Here is an 18927-nt window from a genome sequence, read left to right as displayed (position 1 = left end):
ATGAGCGAGATCACCGACCCGGCGCCGCTCTTTCGCCCGCGCGCCCGTCCGCTCCTCGGTGAGGTCGGGCGGCGGCGGCTGGAAGGCTTTCTCATTCCGCTGATCGCGCTTCTTGCCGGTCTGGCGCTGTTCGGCGTGTTCATCGCGGCGAACGGCAAGAGCCCGGCGGAGTTCTACCAGCTGGTCTATCGCGGCGGCTTCGGCACCTGGTTCTCGCTCCAGAACACCATGACGCGGGCAGCGCCGCTGCTTCTCACCGCGCTCTGCGTGGCGCTTCCCGCCCAGCTCGGCCTCGTCGTCATCGGCGGGGAGGGGGCCTTCGTCCTCGGCGGACTCGCGGCGGCCGTGGTCGGCCCGCTCTTCGGCTTTGCGCCGGGCTCGCTTGCCATCCTGATGATGGCGCTCGCCGGCCTCTGCGCCGGGGGCCTGTGGATCGGCCTCGTCGGCGCGATGCGGCATTATCGCGGCATCAACGAGACGATCTCCAGCCTGTTGATGGCCTATATCGCCATCGCCCTGATGAACCATTTCGTCGAGGGCCCGCTGAAGGATCCGGCAAGCCTCAACAAGCCGTCCACCGTGCCGCTGCCCGACGACATGCGGGTCGGCGAGATCCCCGGCATGGACGTTCACTGGGGCTTTTTCGTCGGCATCGTCGCCTGCCTTGCCGCCGGCTTCGTCCTGTCGCGCACCACCTTCGGCTTCGCCGCGCGGATCGCCGGCGGCAACGCCCGGGCCGCGGCCGTGCAGGGGCTTCCCGTCGGGCGGCTGATCCTCGCCTTCACCGCCGCTGCCGGGGCCGCCGCCGGGCTCGCCGGCATGATCCAGGTCGCCGCCGTGCAGGGCTCGGCCAACGCCTCGCTGGCGGCGGGCTACGGCTATACCGGCATCCTCATCGCCTTCCTCGCCCGCCAGAACCCCATCGCGATCATCCCGATGGCGCTGCTCATCGGCGGGATCGACGCCGCCGGTGGCTTCATCCAGCGGCGGATGGATCTGCCCGACGCCACCGTCCTCGTGCTTCAGGGGATCCTTTTCGTCTCGATCCTCGTCTCCGAAACCCTGTCGGGCCGGCTTCTGCCGAGCCGCAACGCCAAGGCGGGAGGGGCGTCATGAACGAGGATCTCGGTCTCTGGGCGGTGCCGATCGCCGTTCTCGGCGGCATGCTGCGGGTGTCGACGCCGTTTCTCTTCGTCAGCCTCGGCGAATGCGTCACCGAAAAGTCGGGCCGCATCAATCTCGGCCTCGAAGGCACGCTCGTCTTCGGCGCCATGGCCGGCTATGGCGGCTCCTATCTCACCGGCAATCCCTGGGCGGGCGTGCTTCTCGCCGGCATCGCCGGCACGCTGTTCGGCCTCCTCCACGCCGCGCTCTGCTCGCTGCCGCGGGTCAACGACATCGCGGTCGGCATCGCGCTGATGATCCTCGGCTCGGGCCTCGCCTTCTTCTTCGGCAAGCCGCTGATCCAGCCCGCCGCGCCGATGCTGCCCGGCCTGTCGCTCGGCGGCTGGTCGGACGTTCCGCAGCTGCGCTCGGCGCTGGAGGTCTCGCCGCTGCTCCTCATCGGCGTCGTCATCGCCGTCTTCCTCCTCTTCGTGTTCAAGCGCACCCGGATCGGGCTGATCCTGCGCATGGTCGGCGACAGCGCCGACGCGGCACGGGCGATGGGCTATCCGATCATTCCCGTTCGCATCACCGCCACCGCCTTCGGCGGCTTCATGGCCGGCATCGCCGGGGCCTATCTGTCGCTCTACTATCCGGGCTCGTGGAACGAGAACATCTCGTCCGGCCAGGGGCTGATCGCCGTCGCGCTGGTGATCTTCGCGCGCTGGAACCCACTTGCCTGCCTCGGCGCGGCGCTGATCTTCGGCGGGGCAGGGGCGCTCGGCCCGGCGCTCCAGTCGGTCGGCGTCACCTCCGGCTACTATCTCTTCTATGCCGCGCCTTACATCCTGACGCTCGCCATCCTGTTCGCCACCTCCTCGCCGCGCCGGGCGCTCGAAGGCGCGCCGCGCGAACTTTCCATCACCAAGTGAACCCAAGGAGCCAAGCCATGAACGGTCTCGGCGGTCTCAACAAATCGGAAAACGGCGTCGTCATCGGCTGCGTCCAGCTGCAGCTGCCGAACGTCGTCACAAAAGCGGACCTGAAGGCGCAGACGGACAAGATCGTCGCCATGGTCGGTAAGGCCCGCCGCAATCTCGGCACGATGGATCTCGTCGTCTTCCCGGAATATGCGCTGCACGGCCTGTCGATGGACATCAACCCGGAGATCATGTGCCGGGTCGACGGGCCGGAAGTCGCGGCGTTCAGACAAGCCTGCGTCGACAACAGGATCTGGGGCTGCTTCTCGATCATGGAGCTGAACCCCGGCGGCATGCCCTACAACACCGGCCTCGTCATCGACGACGCCGGCGAGATCGTCCTCAACTATCGCAAGCTCCACCCCTGGGTGCCGGTCGAGCCGTGGGAGCCCGGCGACAAGGGCATTCCGGTGATCGACGGGCCGAATGGCTGCAAGCTGGCGCTGATCATCTGCCACGACGGCATGTTCCCCGAAATGGCCCGCGAATGCGCCTACAAGGGCGCCGAGATCATGCTGCGCACGGCAGGCTACACCGCGCCGATCCGCCAGTCCTGGCGCTTCACCAACCAGGCCAATTCCTTCCAAAACCTGATGATCACCGCAAACGTCTGCATGTGCGGCTCGGACGGGTCGTTCGATTCTATGGGGGAGGGGATGATCGTCGACTTCGACGGGACGGTGATTGCCCATGGCACCACCGGGCGGCCCGACGAGATCATCACCGCGGAGGTGCGCCCCGATCTGGTGCGCGAGGCCCGCGCCGGCTGGGGCGTGGAAAACAACATCTACCAGCTCGGCCACCGCGGCTATGTCGCCGTGAAGGGCGGCGCGCAGGACTGCCCCTATACCTTCATGCACGACATGGTGGCGGGGAAATACCGGGTGCCGTGGGAGAACGAGGTCAAGGTGACGGACGGCACCTCGTGCGGTTTTCCGGCGCCGACGCGGATGTTCGGGGAGCGCTACGAGGACGCGGCGGAGTGATGTTTTCCGAGGCCCTTTCTTCGAGCGGTCCGGCTGGAGCACCCCCCTCTGTCCTGCCGGACATCTCCCCCACAAGGGGGGAGATCGACCCTGCTCGGATGTCGCCCGCCAACCGCGAAGACCGGGGCCTGCGCAAACGCTTCAGGATAGCAGGCGACCGGCGAAGCCTCCGATCTCCGCCCTTGTGGGGGAGATGCCGGCAGGCAGAGGGGGGTACCGCCGCGCGGCGCCTGACCATCGAGCCGCCCACACATCCCCGACAAGGAGCCCGCCGATGACCACCAACCTAGACGAGCGCATCGACGCCGCCTTCGTCCCCGGCGGCCGCACAGTCGCCTCCGAACCCTATCCCTGGCCCTTCGACGGCAATCTCACGCCCCAGAACACCGCCATCGTCGTCATCGACATGCAGGTCGATTTCTGCGCTCCCGGCGGCTATGTCGATTCCATGGGCTACGACATCTCGCTCACCCGGGCCCCGATCGAACCCATCGCCAGGCTTCTCGAAGTTGCCCGCGAAAAGGACTTCACCGTCATTCACACCCGCGAGGGCCACAAGCCGGACCTTTCCGACCTCCCGGCCAACAAGCGCTGGCGCTCGCAAAGGATCGGCGCCGGGATCGGCGATCAGGGGCCGTGCGGGCGCATTCTGGTGCGCGGCGAGCCGGGTTGGGAAATCATTCCGGAGCTTTCGCCCATCGCCGGCGAGCCGATCATCGACAAGCCGGGCAAGGGCTCGTTCCTCGCAACCGACTTCGATCTCGTGCTCCAGACCAGGGGCATTCGCAACATCGTCCTCACCGGCGTCACCACGGACGTCTGCGTCCACACCACGATGCGCGACGCCAACGATCGCGGCTACGAGTGCCTCATCCTCTCCGACTGCACAGGGGCGACCAAGCTCGAAAACCACCTCGCGGCGCTCGACATGGTGAAGATGCAGGGCGGGGTCTTCGGCGCCGTCGCCACCAGCGACGCCTTCATTGCGGCGATTTCCTGATGCGGCGGGCGCTGGTCCACCGGATCGCCACCGCCGCGCCGGACGACGTCTCCGGCCTGGAAGAGGCGATCGCCGCCGGGCGGATCGATCCGGCCGGGATCGTCGCCATTCTCGGCAAGACCGAGGGCAATGGCTGCGTCAACGATTTCACCCGGGCCTTCGCGGTCTCGGCGCTGACGGCCTGCCTTGCGAAGCATCTGCCCGGCGAGGCGGTGGCGGGCATCGCCATGGTGATGTCCGGCGGCACCGAGGGCGCGCTCTCGCCGCATATTCTCGTGCTCGAGTGCCGCGACGTCGCGGATGAAGCCAGCGAGGGTCCGGCCCTTGCCATCGGCGTCGCCCATACCGGCGATCTCGCGCCGGAACATCTCGGCCGCATGGGGCAGGTCTGGCTGGTGGCCGAGGGCGTCGCCAAGGCGATGCACCGGGCCGGCATCGAGGATCCGGCCGACGTTCACTTCGTCCAGATCAAATGCCCGCTTCTCACCGCCGAACGCATCGCCGCCGCCGAGGCGCGGGGCGAGGCGACGGCAACGCGAGACACGTTGAAATCCATGGGGTTTTCCCGCGGCGCCTCGGCCCTCGGCGTCGCCCTGGCGCTGGGCGAGATCGAGGCCCATGCGATGAACGACGCGGCGATCGGCACGGATGTCGCGCTCTCGTCCGGCCGGGCCAGCGCCTCGGCGGGGGTCGAACTCGCCAACCACGAGATCGTCGTCCTCGGCATGAGCAAGGCATGGTGCGGGCCGCTCGCCATCGACCACGCGGTGATGGCCGACGGCATCGACGTCGAGCCCGTGCGCGAGGCCCTGACGCGGCTCGGCTTTGCCGCCGCGGGCCAGCTTTCGCCGGACGAGCGCCAGCGCCTCGTCGCCCTCCTCGCCAAGGCGGAGTCCGGCTCGACCGGGCGGCTGCGCGGGGCCCGCCACACCATGCTCGACGACAGCGACATCGCCGCCACCCGCCACGCCCGTGCCTTCACCGGAGGCGCGCTGGCGGGGCTCACCGGCCTGACGGAGCTCTTCGTCTCCGGCGGCGCCGAGCATCAGGGGCCGGACGGCGGCGGCCCCGTCGCCGCCATCGCCGCCCGCGCCAAGGGAGTAAGCTGATGTCAGCCGTCGCCATTGTCGAGGACGTCGCAGAGCCGGGCCCCGCCGCCGAGCGGCGCGGCGTGCGCCCGCTGCTCGAAGCCATCGGCCTGACCAAGCGCTTCGGTGCCTTCACCGCCCTCGACGCCGTCTCGATCGAGCTTCACGCCGGCGAGTTCCACGCCCTCCTCGGCGAAAACGGCGCCGGCAAGTCGACCCTCGTCAAATGCATGCTCGGCTATTACCATCCGGACGACGGGTCGGTGATCCTCGATGGCCGCGAGCAGACGATCGCCAGCCCGCGCGACGCCCGGCGCCTGGGTATCGGCATGGTCTACCAGCATTTCACCCTGGTACCGTCGATGACGGTGCTCGAAAACCTCGTGATGTCGCGCACCGAGGTGCCTGGCGTCATCGACTGGAAGTCCGAGCGCAGGGCGCTGTCGCAGTTTCTCGAGACGATGCCGCTGAAGGTGCCGCTCGACACCAAGGTCGACCGGCTGTCCTCCGGCGAGCGCCAGAAGACCGAGATCCTGAAACAGCTTTATCTCGGCTCCCGCGTCCTCGTCCTCGACGAGCCGACCTCGGTGCTGACGCCGGACGAGGCGCGCGAGGTGCTCGGATTCCTTCGCGCCCTGGCATCCGAGAGCGGCATGTCGGTGCTGCTGATCACCCACAAATTCGCCGAGGTGACGGCCTTCTGCGACCGCGTCACGGTTCTGCGAAAGGGCGCCAAGGTCGGGGCCGGCAAGGTCGCCGAGCTTTCCACCGCCGACATGGCGGAAATGATGATCGGCGAGCGGGAGCTTGCCGCCGTGCCGGACCGTGTGGCTCATGCCGGAGAGACCGAACCGGTGCTTTCCGCCCGCAATCTCGTCTCCGGCGATGCCGGGACGCGGGGCTCCGTTGCGATCGAGCAGCTGGATGTGCGAGCCGGCGAGATCGTCGGCATCGCCGGCATTTCCGGCAACGGCCAGACCCGGCTGGTCGAGCTGATCTCCGGCCAGGCGCGCCCCGACGCCGGCGAGATCCGCGTCAAGGGCAAGACCTATGACGCCAGCCGCGCCGCGGCCCAGGCGATGAAGGTGCGCTGCCTGCCGGAAGAGCCGCTGCGCAACGCCTGCGTCGGGAAGATGAGCGTCGCCGAAAACCTCGCCTTCCGCGCCTTCGACAGGGCCCCGGACGGCAAGCCGCGCCGGCTGCTCGACAAGGGCGGCATGCGCCGCGATGCCGAGCGGCTGATCGCCGCCTATTCGGTCAAGACGCAGTCGCCCTCGGCAAGAATCGAGACCCTCTCCGGCGGCAACGTCCAGCGCGCGGTGCTTGCCCGCGAACTCTCCGGCGAGACCGACCTGCTGGTCGCCGCCAATCCTTGTTTCGGGCTCGATTTCGGCGCCGTCGCCGACATCCGGGCGCAGATCCTGAAAGCCCGCAACGATGGCGCGGCCGTCCTTCTCGTCTCCGAGGACCTCGACGAGGTCGTTGCCCTGTCGGACCGCATCGCCGTGATGTTCGAGGGCCGCATCGTCTTCGAATGCGAGGGCGGCGAAAAGGCCGACACGCGGCAGATCGGCGCCCACATGGCCGGCCATTCGGCCGCCGGAACAGAAGGGCTTCACTGATGGTGACGGTTGCGGCAAGGCCGTTCGACTTCAAGCTCGATCCCGCCCGGGTAGCGCTGATCGTCATCGACATGCAGCGCGACTTCCTGGAGCCCGGCGGCTTCGGCGAAAGCCTCGGCAACGACGTCGCCCGCCTCCAGGCGATCGTGCCGGGGACGGCGCGGCTGATCGAAGGGTTTCGCGCGGCGGGCCGCCCGGTGATTCACACCCGCGAATGTCACCGGCCGGATCTCTCCGACTGCCCGCCGGCCAAGCTTTCGCGCGGCGCGCCGGGATCGAGGATCGGCGATGCCGGGCCGATGGGCCGCATCCTGATCGCCGGCGAGCCGGGGGCGGAGATCGTGCCGGAACTCTTCCCGATCGCCGGGGAACTGGTGATCGACAAGCCGGGGAAGGGGGCATTTTACGCCACGGCCCTCTCGGCCCATCTCGCAGCGCTGGGCGTCACGCAGCTGGTCTTCGCCGGCGTGACCACGGAGGTCTGCGTCCAGACGACGATGCGCGAGGCCAATGACCGCGGCTTCGAATGCCTGATCGCCGAGGACGCGACGGAAAGCTATTTCGCCAAGTTCAAGCAGGCGGCGATCGACATGATCGTGGCGCAGGGGGCGATCGTCGGCTGGGCGGCGCCGGTGGCGGCGATCGTCGCGGGGTTGGCTGCGGGAGAAGGCGCGGCGGCGGGCTCCGGTGATGCCGGCGACCCCGCATTCGCGAATTCGGCGCCAGAAGGAAGCAGCCGCACTGCAGAGCCCGTCTCGCCGGCACCCATCGGTCTCGGGGCGGGTCTCTGATGCCGGCGGTGTTCTCTAGCTTCCTTGAGCTCGACCTTGCCGCCGTCACCTTCGAGCCGTTCCGCGACGGCGTCGAGATCGCCCGGCTTTCGGGGCAGGGCGACAAAGGCGAGACTGCGCTGCTGCGCTACGCTCCCGGCGCTTCGGTGCCGATGCACGAGCACACCGGGCTCGAGACCATCCTCGTCCTCTCCGGCTCGCAATCCGACGACGACGGCACCTATCGGGCGGGAGATCTGGTATTGAACCAGCCGGGCAGTCGCCATCGCGTCTGGTCTGCCGAGGGCTGCCTGGTGCTGATCTCCTGGGCGGCGCCGGTGCGGATATTGGGAGATGGATGACGAGGACGGGCATCGTGCCGGAACCCTCGCCCTTTCGAGGCTCGCCCGCCTTCGGCGACCTCGCACCTCAGGATGAAGGTTCGCATCGGCCTGCAAACACCGCCGGAAACGCGACCGCCCTCATCCTGATGTGCTCGCCGGCGCGCAAGCGTCGTCGAGCCTCGAAGGGTGAGGGCGCGCCGATGCAGAACAGACAATGACAAAGCCATACCCCCGGGGAGGGGAGACATGACCGACCTGCCGACCATTCTCGATTTCGCCGCCCTGCGCGCCCTCTATGCCGCCGGCACCACGCCTGCCGAGGTGATGACCGCCGTCGCGGACCGCATGGAAACCGCCGATCCCGCCGCCTTCATCGCCAAGCGCTCGCGGGCCGACATCCTCGCCGACGCCGCGGCGCTGCTCGCCCGCGCTCCCGAGCCGAACGGCCTTCCCCTGTGGGGCCTGCCCTTCGCGGTAAAGGACAATATCGACGTCGAAGGCCTTCCCACCACCGCCGGCTGCCCAGACTACGCCCATGAACCCACGGCCGACGCCACCGTCGTGAAGCGCCTGCGCGAGGCGGGCGCCATCCTGATCGGCAAGACCAATCTCGACCAGTTCGCCACCGGCCTCAACGGCACGCGCTCGCCCTATGGCGCGCCGCGTTGCGTCTTCGATGCGTCCTACGTGTCGGGCGGCTCGAGCTCCGGCTCGGCGGTGGTCGTCGCGGCTGGTGTCGCGGCGTTTTCCTTAGGGACCGACACCGCCGGTTCGGGCCGGGTGCCGGCGGCCTTCAACAACATCGTCGGCATCAAGCCCTCGCCCGGCCGCGTGTCCACCACCGGCGTCGTGCCGGCCTGCCGGTCGATCGACGTCGTCACCGTCTTTGCCGCCAGCGTCGCCGACGGCATGGCGGCGCGGCGGATCGCGGAAGGGTTCGACCCGGCCGACGTCTATGCCCGCCGCTTTGCCGACGAAGCCCTGCCGCAGACGCTGCGGATCGGCGTTCCGGGCGAGGACGAGCGCGAGTTTTATGGTAACGGCGCCTATCACGCGCTCTACGAAGCGGCGATCGCGCGGGCGCGGGCGCTGGGAGCGACGATCGTTCCTTTCGACTACCGGCCGTTCCGCGAGGCGGCGGCGCTGCTCTATGAAGGCCCCTGGGTGGCCGAGCGGCTTGCCGCGATCGAGCCGTTCCTCGACGAACGGCCGGACAGCCTCGATCCGACGGTGCGCCAGATCATCGAGGGCGGGCGGACGATGACGGCCGCCGATGCCTTTCGCGGCGCCTACCGGCTGGAGGCGCTGCGCCGGGAGGCCGAGGCCGAATGGGCGAAGGTCGACTGCCTGATGCTGCCGACCTCACCGGACATCCAGAAGGTCGAGGCGATGCTGGCCGATCCGATCGCCCTCAATGCGCGCTTCGGTCGTTTCACCAACTTCGCCAATTTCTTCGGCTGCGCGGCGATCGCAGTCCCCGCCGGCTTCACCGGCGAGCGCCTGCCCTTCGGCGTGCAGCTGGTGGCAAGGCGGGATACCGACGAGGCGCTCGGCCCCTTCGCGGCCGCGCTGCACGAGGCCGCCCGTTGCGGCGCGGGAATCGACCGGCAGTTCGCGCCGCCGGCAGTCCATAAACCGGCTAATCAAAACATCTCCAACCAGATGCACGGGGCGCAGGGGAGCGCAGCGTCCTGCGGGCGGATCGAGATCGCCGTCGTCGGCGCCCATCTGACCGGCATGGCGCTCAATCACGAGCTGACCGATCGAGATGCCCGGTTCGAACGGGCTGGGAAGACCGCGCCGGACTATCGGCTCTACGCCCTCGACACGGTACCGCCGAAGCCGGGTCTGGTCCGGGAGCCGGGCTTCGGCGGGCCGGGGATCGCCATCGAGGTCTGGTCCCTCGACCCTTCCAGCTTTGCCACTTTCGTCGACGGCATTCCGGCACCGCTCGGCATCGGCAAACTGACGCTGGACGACGGCACGAGCCTCGCCGGCTTCATCTGCGAGCCCGTCGGGATCGCCGATGCCCGGGAGATAACCGCGTTCGAAGGCTGGAAAAACTACCTCGCTTCGCGCAAGACTGCGCTCTGACGTCACGGTTGCATATGATGAGCATGGCGTGAAGAAGCGCACCCAGGTCGACATGATCCGCGAGGCTCTCGCCGACCGGATCGTCCACGGCACTCTGAGGCCCGGCGATCCTCTCGACGAGACCTCGCTCGCGGCCGAATACGGCGTCTCGCGGACGCCGATCCGCGAGGTGCTGCGGCAGCTGGAGACCAACGGCCTCGCCCTGTCGCGCCCCCATCGCGGCGCGATCGTCGTCAGCCTGACGCCGCGCCAGCTGGACGAGACCTTCGTCGTCATGGCCGAGCTCGAGGCGCTGTCGGCCCGGCTTTGCGCCACCGCCATGGCGGGCGAGGACCTGCAGGCGCTGCAGAGCCTGCACGCAAGCGGGGCGGGCGCGGCTCTGGCGAACGACGTCGCCGGCTATCGTCTCCACAACGAGCGCTTCCATGCGGCGATCTATGCCGGCTCCGGCAACGCCTTCCTGGAAGAGACGGCGCTGGCCGTCCGCCGCCGGCTGGCGCCATTCCGCAATCTCCAGTTCGAGGCGTTTCAGCGGCCGGAGCTGTCGCACCGCGAACATGAAAGGATCGTGGATGCGATCGTCTCCGGGAACGGCGAGGCCGCGGCGAGCGCCATGCGCGCCCACATCCTCATCGTCCGCCAGGCGGTCGACGCCGTCGATCTCGCCGTGCAGCGCTGAGACCGGCCCGGGCGAAAAAGGCGCGGGGAGAGCCGGTTACGCCTTATGCTCCCGCCAGATGGTGACGACGCCGCTGGCGATGATGATCGCCGCGCCGACGAGCGTCGCCATGTCGGGGCGCTCCTGCCAGATCAGCCATCCGAGCGCCGTCGCCCACAGGAGCGCCGTATAGTCGAGCGGGGCGACGACGACGGCGGGCGCCAGCCGGAACGCCTGGGTCATCATGGTCATTCCCGCCGTCCCGAACAAAGCGATGGCGACGAAGGCCCAGAGGTCGTGAGCCTCTACCGGCCGCCAGACGAAGGGCACGATCAGCGCGCTCAGCAAGGCGCCCATGCCGGTGAGATAGAGGAGCAGCGTCCAGACGCTCTCGCGCGGATCGACCCATCGGGCGCCCAGCATCAAAAGCGCATAGACGAAGGCCGTCGCCACTGGCAGGAGGGACACGAGCTGGAACGACGACGTGCCCGGCCGCACGACGATGAGCACGCCTAAAAATCCCGCGAGGACGGCCAGCCAGCGATAGCGGCCGACCGTCTCGCCGAGGAACACCGCCGAGATCGCCGTGATGAACAGCGGTGCGACGAAGATCAGCGCGGTCGCCTCGGCAAGGCCGAGATGCATGATGCTGGTGAAGAACAGGACGGTCGCGCCGATCCACAGGATCCCGCGCAGGAGATGCGCCAGGGGGCGGTGGCTGCGCAGGGCCGCCGTCCCGCCCATCCGCCAGGCGATCGCGAGCGCGAAGGGCAGGGCGATGAGATTGCGCAGGAACAGGATCTGCAGCGGCGAATAGCGCTCGGTCAGCACCTTGGCGAGGGCGTCGTTGATGCTGAGGCAGGCGACACCCGCGCACATCAACGCAATGCCGACCGCGTGGCCCTGCACGCCCCCCGAATTCGTCTGCAAAGCGCCCTCCCATCATTGGGTCTCTCCTAGCAGACGGCGAGGGGAAGTCACGACATCGAGGGGCGGTGGTTTTTGCGGGGGTATGCGAAATGATCGCGGCCGGAATGGCTGCAGCTGGACGAAATCGTGCGAGACTATGTCCATGGACCATCGCCCCTCATCCCATCGGCTCACCGTGCCGCTCAACGCGCTGCGCGCCTTCGAGGCGGCGGCACGGCATCTGTCGGTCAAGGATGCGGCGGCGGAACTCGGCGTGACGCCTTCGGCGGTCAGCCATCAGTTGCGCGGGCTGGAGGACAGTCTCGGCCTGACGCTGATGCGGCGGGTCGGCCCGGCGCTGGAACTCACCGAGGCCGGGGCCAGGCTGGCGCCGGGCCTTGCGGAAGGCTTCGGCCGCATCGCCGACGCCGTCGGCGGCCTCAAGGAGGAGCGCAGCAGCGGGCCGCTGCGCCTGTCGATGCTGCCGACCTTCGCCGCCCACTGGTTCTCGCCCCGGCTGATCCATTATCCGTTCGAGCGGGCGGGGTTCGACCTGTTGATCTCGACGTCCCAGGAGGCGGTGGATCTGGCCGCCGGCGCGGCGGATGCCGGCGTCCGGCATGGAAGAGGGCTCTGGGAAGGCTTGCAGGCGGATCTCCTGTTTGCCGAACATGTCGGGCTCTTCGGCGCGTCCGGGCTCGTCCACGACGATGCCAATCGCCTGCGCCAGAGCATTTCGGGAATGACGCTGTTTCTATCCCGGCATCGCAAAGCGGATTATGCGCGCTGGAATGCGTCCCTGCCGGGCGGGCCGATCCGGCCCGCGATGGTGGTGACGGTCGATTCCGCCGGGCTTTCGCTGCGCGCCGCGATGGACGGGGCCGGGATAGCGCTGGCGGGCCTCGAGATCGCCGCCTTCGACGTCGGCGCGGGGCGGCTGGCGGCGCTGTTCCCGCATCATGTTGCGACGGGCGCCGGCTATTATCTCGTCTATCCGCAGGCCCTGGCGCGCGATCGGCGCGTACGCAATCTCAGCCGCTGGATGGTCGAGGCGGCGGAAGATAGCCGCGCGGTGGCGGCGCGGCCCTGACGAAGCCGGTCACGTTTCCCCGCTCATCCCTCCTCGCCCTGCCAGTAGTCGACCGCGTCTTCGGCCCGGAACGAGGCTGCCAAACGCCGCCGCGCCTTGTCACCGCCCGGGGCGGCGCCGGCGAAGACGGTGATCTTGCCGCTGTCGGGATATTCCATCACGTCCGGCTCGCGCATCGAGCTCACCGCGACGTAGCGCAAGGGTGTCTCGCCGGTGGCAATCAGCTGATGAGCGGTCTCGGCGCCGCCCGCCGCACACACCGCGACCATGCCCGCCGCCACCGCATGGCGCTCCTCGCCGAAACGCAGCTCGCCCGTGCCAGACAGGATCACGAACAACTCGTCATTGGCGTGGTGGGCGTGGAACGGCCAGGCGGCCTTGCCCGGCGGCACCTCGACCAGACGCGCACCGAGATGTGCGGCGCCCAAAGGGCCGGCGATGGCCGCCATGGCGGCGGCGAAGCGCTCGCCATGGACTTGCGGCGCGAGGGACAAGTCGTCCAGGCGGACGACGGGAGCGGGGCGCGGGGGATCTTGGGGCATGGACGGACCTCCTGCCGGCAATAGGCCCTGCGCCGCGTTCGTTGGCAACTGAGTTGGCCTCAGCGGGCGGGGAGGAAAGCTCAGGTCGCAGTGTGTCTCTCCGGCCTTCGTCGACCATGGCAAAGGCACGTCGGTCGCCGATCCGCCCGCCGCCGGAGAGGCCAGCGGAGCCGAATGCTCCGAGCCCTGCTCTGCCATGCGATCGCCGGCGGATGCCCGAGCCTAGCGCTTCCAGCGCGGCAGATGGCGCTTCCAGCGGCTGCCGATGTTGCCCTCGGTGGCGGGGCGGCGGGAGCGGCGTCGCACTTGGGGCTGCATGGGGGGCTGCATGGGGACCCCATCCTCGAAGGTGGGGCGATCCGCGGCGGTCTCGGCCGGAAGGTCGGCCTCGGCGTCGTCGATCTTCGTCGGGGTCGCGTTGGTGTGAAGCTCCAAAGGAGCCTCCGGCGCGGCCATGGTGGTGGGCAGGGCGTCGGCTGTCGGTTGCGCGCGCGCCTTGGGGGGGCGGCCGCGTTTCGGCTTGGCGGCTGCTGGGACCGCCGGGGGGGACCAGCCGGGACTGGTCGATTCCAGAATGCGCGGCGCCGGGCCCGCCGGCTCGATCGGGGGCAGGACGAACGCGTGCGCATCCTGCCTGGCGTTCCGGCTCGGCGCACCGGCCTCCTTCGGCAGATCGAGAAAGGGGGAGGGCTGGCGCGAGCCTTTGGTGCGCTTGATCTCGACGGCGAAAGGTCGGGTCTGCTTTCTCATGATGTGTCAGCGTGGCCTAAAGTGATGAAGATGTGACGTCGCGCCGTTGGCTGGCGAGGGCCGACCTCGGCGTTCGACGACGAGGTATCACCGACCGATTTCGTGCGCTCGATCCTTGGATCGGGGGTCGATGGTGACGGTTGCGCGCAGTCCTACCGGGAAACCGGCGGATCGGATAGTCCATTTCGCTCCATCGTCGGATGAAGCCGCTCGCACTTCTTCGACGAAGCTTCACCGCTCTTGCCCGGATGCGGACGGGGCCGAAGAAAGAGATTGAAGACCAGACGTTTAGGCGGCCCAGTACGGGGGATGTTGTGGTGGGTCGCCGTCTCGCCCGACTTCGAGCCCGGGCAGAATTCGGTGGATGACGACGGACGGGCCGTCAGTTCGGCTGGCGGCATGCGTTGCCCGCTCGGCTCCGCAATCGGCTCTGCCGGCCCGGTGGTAGACGGCAACTTGTCCCGCGATCGCGCCGCGAGACGTCGATCAGGCAGTACCCGCTCGACATGTCTGGAATCGGTTGAATTTAACGCTGTTGCCGGCGAAAACCGCCCCTGCTAATAAACATGATGATTTAAGTCATGTATCTGTCGCGCCCAGCGCGGCCGAGTTCCGGTGGGCGGGAATGATGGGAAAAGTCGCGGTCGATGAGCGCCGCATCGAGACGGAAAAGGCAGCGGGTTCGCCGGCTTCCCGCGAGAAGAAGCGCAGCGACGCGGATGCGCGCATCGCTGCTTCGCCTTGCGGTATCACGATGCAACCGCGCCGGCTCGGTTCGTCGCGCGGGGCGACCCCGGTGTGCCGCTGATGTGGGACGTCCAGAACCTCTTCCGCCGCCATGCGCGGGAGATCGACCGCTTCTTGAGGCGGCGTGGTCACAGCGCCGAAACCGCCGCCGACCTCACCCAGGACACCTTCGTGCGGATCATCACCGCCGCTCCCCGCGGCAAGGCCCACAACCCGCGCGCCTATCTGCACCAGATCGCCCGCAACCTGTCGGTGGATCTCTACCGCCGCGAGCGGCATGTCGAGCGCGCCGATCTGACCGATGAAGAGTTCCAGCGGGTCGCCGACGCGGCCCCGGGGCCTGAGACCATCGTCTACGACAGGCAGCGTCTGGCGATCGTCGAGCGGGCGCTCCAGGAACTGCCCGAGCCGACCCGCCGGGCCTTCGAACTCCATCGCCTGGGAGAAAGGACCATGAGCGAGGTGGCGGGCGAACTGGGGCTGTCGGTCTCGCGCACCTGGACGTTGATCCGGCGAGCCTATCTGCATCTGCGTGCCCGCCTCAACGAGGCGGAGGGATAGGCCTTCGACATCGCAGGGATCCGTTGAGAGAAGTGCCGCCTGACGAAGCAGCGGGGCGGGATTGCCATCGCCGCCGCTCCGCCCTCGCTTCCGTCGTGGCCTTCACCTGACGCTGAACCGCACCGGCGCGGTGATCGTCCTGTCGACGCCGGGCGGCGGCGCGGGGACGGGCGAGGCCCGGCGCACCAGCGACAGGACGGCGTCGTCGAGGATGGGAAAGCCGGAGGACCGGGCCAGCGAGACCGACAAGACGTTGCCGGCATCGTCGATGCGGAAGCGCACATAGGCCGTGCCTTCCTGGCGGCGCGAGCGGGCGCCCGCCGGATAGCGCTTGCGCCGTTCCAGATGCGCCATGAGGCGGGATTGCCACCGGGCCGGCGTCACCGAGGACAGCAGCCCGGAGGCGTTTTGGCGGGCGGCGTTGCGCCGGGAGGGCGCAGCGCGCGCCTGCGCTTCGGTCGCCTGTTTCGCGGCGGCGTTCCGCGGCTGGCGCCGCTTCACCGGCGGCTTGCGCGGCTCGCGCTTTTTCACCGCCTGCTTCTTCGGTTTCGGCGGAGCCGGACGGAATGTCGGGATCGGCACCTCGGCATGGTCGAGCGGCAGCGCAACCTGCTCCGTGGGGTCATCCGGCACCGGGGCGCCGGCTACGCTCGCCCGTTCGGTCGGCTCGGGCGGGACCGGCACTGGCTCGACGTCGGCGACCTCTTCCGGCGGCGCCTCGTCGGGCGTCTCCATCGTTTCCGCCGACGCGCTCGCCTCGGCGGTTTCCCGATCGGGCGAGATTTCGGTCTCTTCCGTCTGGACGGCCTCCGGCATTTCGGCGAGATCGATCATGATCGCCGGGGGCGGGCTCGTCTCCGCAGGGATAGGCGGCGGCGCGCGCATCAGCCAAGCCACCGCCGCGAGGTGAAGGGCGAGGACGACGATCGCCGCGCCGGCCCAAAGCACCACTTCGCCGAGCGGGTGCCGCTGCTCCGTTGCGCCGCCTGCGATGATCATGACGCGCCGGTTTCGCCTTCATGGCTTTGCGGCGGGGCGGAGGTCGGCCGCTCCGGCCACCGCGCGATCAGAAAGGCGCAGGCGATCATCGGCGCGGCGACCACCGCCGCGATCCAGGTCGCGGGAGCGGAAAAGCTCCAGAACAGCGCGTAACCCACCGCCATGCCGGCGAACGCCATGGCCTTGGCGCGGCGCGGCATCGTGCCGTGATCCTGCCAGTCGCGGAGCACGGGACCGAATTGCGGATGTTGCAGAAGCCATGTCTCGAGGCGCGGCGAGGACCGGCCGAAGCACCCGGCGGCGAGGATCAGGAAGATCGTCGTCGGCATGACCGGAAGCAAGGCCCCGACGAAGCCGAAAAGCAGCATCAGGCACCCGAGCGCGAAGAAGCCTGCGCGCCGCCCTTGGTGAAGGGGACTCCTGTGAATTGGACGGGGCATGCCCGGGCGATGCTGCTTGCTTCGGCTCATGGCGATGCGCTCACCCGAAGACCTCGTCGACCATAGCGCGGACATGGCGGAAGGCCGCTTCGGCGCCGGCGACGACGTGGGCGTCCTCCTCCGCGCCGAGATCGACCGCGTCGAGTGCCGCCGTAAAGCTCCTCCAGTGCCTCGCGCGCCCCTCCGGGGCGCCCGCCAGATGCCGCGCCCCGAAGGTTTCCGACAGGCCGAGCTTTGCCGCATGCTTCAACAGAAAGGCCGCGCCGATGTTGGAGCCTTCCGCCACGTAGAGCCAGCCGAGCGCGGTTGCGGTGTCGACCGGCTCGGAGGGGATTGCGGGAACTGCAGCGGGGAGCGGCAGGCCGAGATCGGCCGCGTCCCGGCGGATCAGATCGAGGCGCCGTCGGTCCTTCAGGTCCGCAAGCAGGGCCTGCAGACCTTCATGGGAAAACAGCGGGTCGATCTGCGCGTGGAACCCGTGCTGGACGGCGAGGAACCGGCCGTAGTTCTCGCGGTCGCGGAAGGGCTCCGCCGCCATGATCGCCGCGTCCAGGCGATCATGGGTCGCATGGGTCGCCGCCTTCAGGCGCTGCGACCGGCCGCGTTCCTCTGCCACGATCCCGGGGACTTGGAGATTCATCGATGCGTCCTTTTCTGCGCCGCGTCATGCCGGGCCCTTGCGAGAGGCCCGGCCTTCAAAGATGCCGCCTTCATCCGGTGAAACGAACGAGCCGTCCGTTTTTTCACTGCCGGACGATCATTTCGCTCGTCGGGGGCTCGCTCCGCCGGGTCAGAATTTCGCGGTGACGTTGGCCCGGATGGTGCGGCCGGGAGCCGGCACCCAGCCGTCCTGCGCATCGACATAGTAGCGGTCGAACAGGTTTTCCGCCTGCATGTCGAAGGTCAGGTTGTCGTTGAACTCGTAGCTCGCGAAGGCGTCGACCGTCGTGTAGGGCAGCCAGAAGGGCGTGCGCTGGCGGTCGGACGAGGTCAGAGGAGCAAGCCGCGATCCGGCATAGGTGACACGGCCTCCCAAAACCAGGCGTTCCTCGAACAGACGCGTGCCCATCGTCAGGCTGAGGGACGTCTCGGCCGGAATGTGCGCCACGGCATAGTCGGTATCGATGGTCGCATCGCCGCAGACCCCGCCCCGGCAGAATTCGTAGTCGGTATAATGGGTCAAGGCGAAGTCGGTGAAGAAGATGCCGGCATCGTAGCCGCCGGAAACCTCGATGCCCTCGAACATCGCCTTGTCGATGTTGTCGAAGGTGAAGACGTATTGGCCGGGTCCGGCGTTCGAGGGGACGCGCGAAATGTAGTCGTCGTGGTCGTTGTGGAAATAGGCGACCTTCAGGCGGACCTTGTCGTCCTGCGTCAGCACCGCGTTTCGCAGGACGTTGAAGCCGAGTTCCGTGCTCTTGGTCGTCTCCGGCTCCAGGTCCGGATTGGGGATCGCGTTGGCGTCGCTGCCCATCGTTTCGCGCAGGGTCGGCGGGCGCACGCCCTCGGCATAGCGGGCGAAGAGCTGCAGGCCTTCCAGCGGCGTCAGCGTCACGCCGAGCGATGGGTTGAGCCGCCCTCCGTCACGTGTGCTGTCCCCCGCTACGGCGGTGGGGCCCTCGTCCTCCAGCCGATAGAAGTCGTAGCGCAGGCCGGCGTCGAACTTCAGCCAGTCGGTGACCTCCCACTCGCCGCGCGAAAACACGCTGCCGACGTCTCTCGTGCCGACGCTCGGCTGCAGCCAGACGCAGCGGTCGCGCGTGAAGGTGCGGCTGCAATATTCGTCGCCCTTCGCGTCTTCGACGAGATAGGACAGGCCGTAGTCGAAGCGGAACCGCCCCTCGTCCAGGTCGAAGCGGCTGGTGTTCGTTACGTCGGCACCATAGGTCCAGGTGCGCGTGTAGCGGGGCTCGTCGGCCGGAATGATGCCCCACTGGCTGAAATCGGGCGCTGCGGCGACGGCCCTGGTCGTGCTTTCCGCCTTGCTCGCCCAAACGTTGAAGCGCAGATCGAACATGTCGTCCACCGGGTCCCAGTGGTATCGGGCCGTGAGGGTGTCGGTGCTCACCTCCGAGAGCTTGACCTGCCGGAAGCCGTCGTCCTGCTGGAACAGGAGGCTGCCCATGGATTCGCCGAAGTCGCTTTCGAAATGGACGTAGCCGAGTTCGAGGCTGTGGTCTTCACCCCATCGCACCGTGCCCTTGGCCAGCGCCGAGAACGTGTCCTCGGAGGTGTTGAAGACT

Annotated in this window: 19 protein-coding genes and 1 pseudogene; 13 read left to right on the top strand and 7 right to left on the bottom strand. The window is 68.6% G+C overall.

The genetic code is table 11. The features are described 5' to 3' along the window. The 10 genes and pseudogenes from GTK09_RS24610 (at window position 1) to GTK09_RS24565 (ending at window position 10667) form a co-directional block, all read left to right on the top strand. The gene (locus GTK09_RS24610; RefSeq protein WP_163466057.1) at window positions 1–1116 is read left to right on the top strand and encodes an ABC transporter permease; all 1116 of its coding nucleotides are present in this window, start codon (window positions 1–3) and stop codon (window positions 1114–1116) included. Beyond that, on the top strand, window positions 1113–2036 hold the full coding sequence (locus tag GTK09_RS24605; RefSeq protein ID WP_163466056.1) for an ABC transporter permease: 924 nt from the start codon (window positions 1113–1115) through the stop codon (window positions 2034–2036). The genes GTK09_RS24610 and GTK09_RS24605 overlap by 4 nt, the downstream gene beginning before the upstream one ends. A gap of 17 nt (window positions 2037–2053) precedes the next feature. Further along, the gene (locus GTK09_RS24600; protein WP_163466055.1) at window positions 2054–3070 is read left to right on the top strand and encodes a formamidase; all 1017 of its coding nucleotides are present in this window, start codon (window positions 2054–2056) and stop codon (window positions 3068–3070) included. 274 nt (window positions 3071–3344) lie between these two features. Continuing rightward, the gene (biuH, locus tag GTK09_RS24595; protein ID WP_163466054.1) at window positions 3345–4070 is read left to right on the top strand and encodes a biuret amidohydrolase; all 726 of its coding nucleotides are present in this window, start codon (window positions 3345–3347) and stop codon (window positions 4068–4070) included. Further along, complete coding sequence (atzD, locus tag GTK09_RS24590; protein ID WP_163466053.1) at window positions 4070–5179, top strand: cyanuric acid amidohydrolase; 1110 nt, start codon at window positions 4070–4072, stop codon at window positions 5177–5179. The genes biuH and atzD overlap by 1 nt, the downstream gene beginning before the upstream one ends. After that, a complete protein-coding gene (locus tag GTK09_RS24585) occupies window positions 5179–6780 on the top strand; it encodes an ABC transporter ATP-binding protein (protein ID WP_163466052.1) in 1602 nt (533 codons plus the stop codon). The genes atzD and GTK09_RS24585 overlap by 1 nt, the downstream gene beginning before the upstream one ends. After that, a pseudogene (locus GTK09_RS24580) lies at window positions 6780–7439 on the top strand (cysteine hydrolase family protein); the annotation flags it as partial. The gene GTK09_RS24585 and the pseudogene GTK09_RS24580, both read left to right, overlap by 1 nt. Window positions 7440–7570: 131 nt before the next feature. Further along, the gene (locus GTK09_RS24575) at window positions 7571–7912 is read left to right on the top strand and encodes a cupin domain-containing protein (protein ID WP_163466050.1); all 342 of its coding nucleotides are present in this window, start codon (window positions 7571–7573) and stop codon (window positions 7910–7912) included. A gap of 228 nt (window positions 7913–8140) precedes the next feature. Continuing rightward, window positions 8141–9988, top strand: coding sequence for an allophanate hydrolase (atzF, locus tag GTK09_RS24570; protein ID WP_163466049.1), 1848 nt, complete (start codon window positions 8141–8143; stop codon window positions 9986–9988). A gap of 28 nt (window positions 9989–10016) precedes the next feature. Then, window positions 10017–10667 carry a GntR family transcriptional regulator gene (locus GTK09_RS24565; RefSeq protein ID WP_312869957.1) on the top strand — a complete coding sequence of 217 codons (651 nt, stop codon included), beginning with the start codon at window positions 10017–10019 and terminating at the stop codon, window positions 10665–10667. Between the two features lie 36 nt (window positions 10668–10703). Here the strand turns inward: GTK09_RS24565 and GTK09_RS24560 are convergent, their stop codons facing one another. Next, the gene (locus GTK09_RS24560) at window positions 10704–11576 is read right to left on the bottom strand and encodes a DMT family transporter (protein ID WP_246218117.1); all 873 of its coding nucleotides are present in this window, start codon (window positions 11574–11576) and stop codon (window positions 10704–10706) included. A gap of 142 nt (window positions 11577–11718) precedes the next feature. Here GTK09_RS24560 and GTK09_RS24555 point away from each other — a divergent pair, with 142 nt between their 5' ends. Then, window positions 11719–12645 carry a LysR substrate-binding domain-containing protein gene (locus GTK09_RS24555; protein WP_203561191.1) on the top strand — a complete coding sequence of 309 codons (927 nt, stop codon included), beginning with the start codon at window positions 11719–11721 and terminating at the stop codon, window positions 12643–12645. 23 nt (window positions 12646–12668) lie between these two features. Here the strand turns inward: GTK09_RS24555 and GTK09_RS24550 are convergent, their stop codons facing one another. After that, complete coding sequence (locus GTK09_RS24550; RefSeq protein ID WP_163466048.1) at window positions 12669–13187, bottom strand: cupin domain-containing protein; 519 nt, start codon at window positions 13185–13187, stop codon at window positions 12669–12671. Between the two features lie 222 nt (window positions 13188–13409). Beyond that, window positions 13410–13937 carry a hypothetical protein gene (locus GTK09_RS24545; protein WP_163466047.1) on the bottom strand — a complete coding sequence of 176 codons (528 nt, stop codon included), beginning with the start codon at window positions 13935–13937 and terminating at the stop codon, window positions 13410–13412. 520 nt (window positions 13938–14457) lie between these two features. On the opposite strand from GTK09_RS24545, the gene GTK09_RS24540 reads away from it, so the two are divergent. Together GTK09_RS24540 and GTK09_RS24535 are read left to right on the top strand one after the other, a co-directional pair. Then, window positions 14458–14745, top strand: a complete 288-nt coding sequence (locus GTK09_RS24540; RefSeq protein WP_163466046.1) for a hypothetical protein — start codon at window positions 14458–14460, stop codon at window positions 14743–14745. Further along, window positions 14745–15245, top strand: a complete 501-nt coding sequence (locus GTK09_RS24535) for an RNA polymerase sigma factor (RefSeq protein WP_163466074.1) — start codon at window positions 14745–14747, stop codon at window positions 15243–15245. Before GTK09_RS24540 ends, GTK09_RS24535 begins: the two co-directional genes overlap by 1 nt. A gap of 102 nt (window positions 15246–15347) precedes the next feature. Here the strand turns inward: GTK09_RS24535 and GTK09_RS24530 are convergent, their stop codons facing one another. The 4 genes from GTK09_RS24530 to GTK09_RS24515 form a co-directional block, all read right to left on the bottom strand. Continuing rightward, window positions 15348–16244 carry an energy transducer TonB family protein gene (locus GTK09_RS24530; protein WP_163466045.1) on the bottom strand — a complete coding sequence of 299 codons (897 nt, stop codon included), beginning with the start codon at window positions 16242–16244 and terminating at the stop codon, window positions 15348–15350. After that, entirely contained in the window at window positions 16241–16612 is a 372-nt protein-coding gene (locus GTK09_RS24525) for a YbaN family protein (RefSeq protein WP_246218116.1), read from the bottom strand. The genes GTK09_RS24530 and GTK09_RS24525 overlap by 4 nt, the downstream gene beginning before the upstream one ends. Before the next feature lie 112 nt (window positions 16613–16724). Continuing rightward, window positions 16725–17324 (bottom strand): biliverdin-producing heme oxygenase, encoded by a 600-nt coding sequence (locus tag GTK09_RS24520; protein ID WP_163466043.1) that lies wholly within the window; start codon window positions 17322–17324, stop codon window positions 16725–16727. A 150-nt stretch (window positions 17325–17474) separates the two neighbouring features. Next, a partial coding sequence (locus GTK09_RS24515) for a TonB-dependent receptor domain-containing protein (protein ID WP_163466042.1) occupies window positions 17475–18927 on the bottom strand: 1453 nt, incomplete at its 5' end.

The sequence above is a fragment of the Jiella pacifica genome, from assembly GCF_010500815.1.
In the GTDB taxonomy this organism is placed as follows: Bacteria; Pseudomonadota; Alphaproteobacteria; order Rhizobiales; family Rhizobiaceae; genus Jiella; species Jiella pacifica.
Note: the sequence above shows the minus strand (reverse complement) of the source record. Positions and strands in the feature narration are given on the sequence as shown.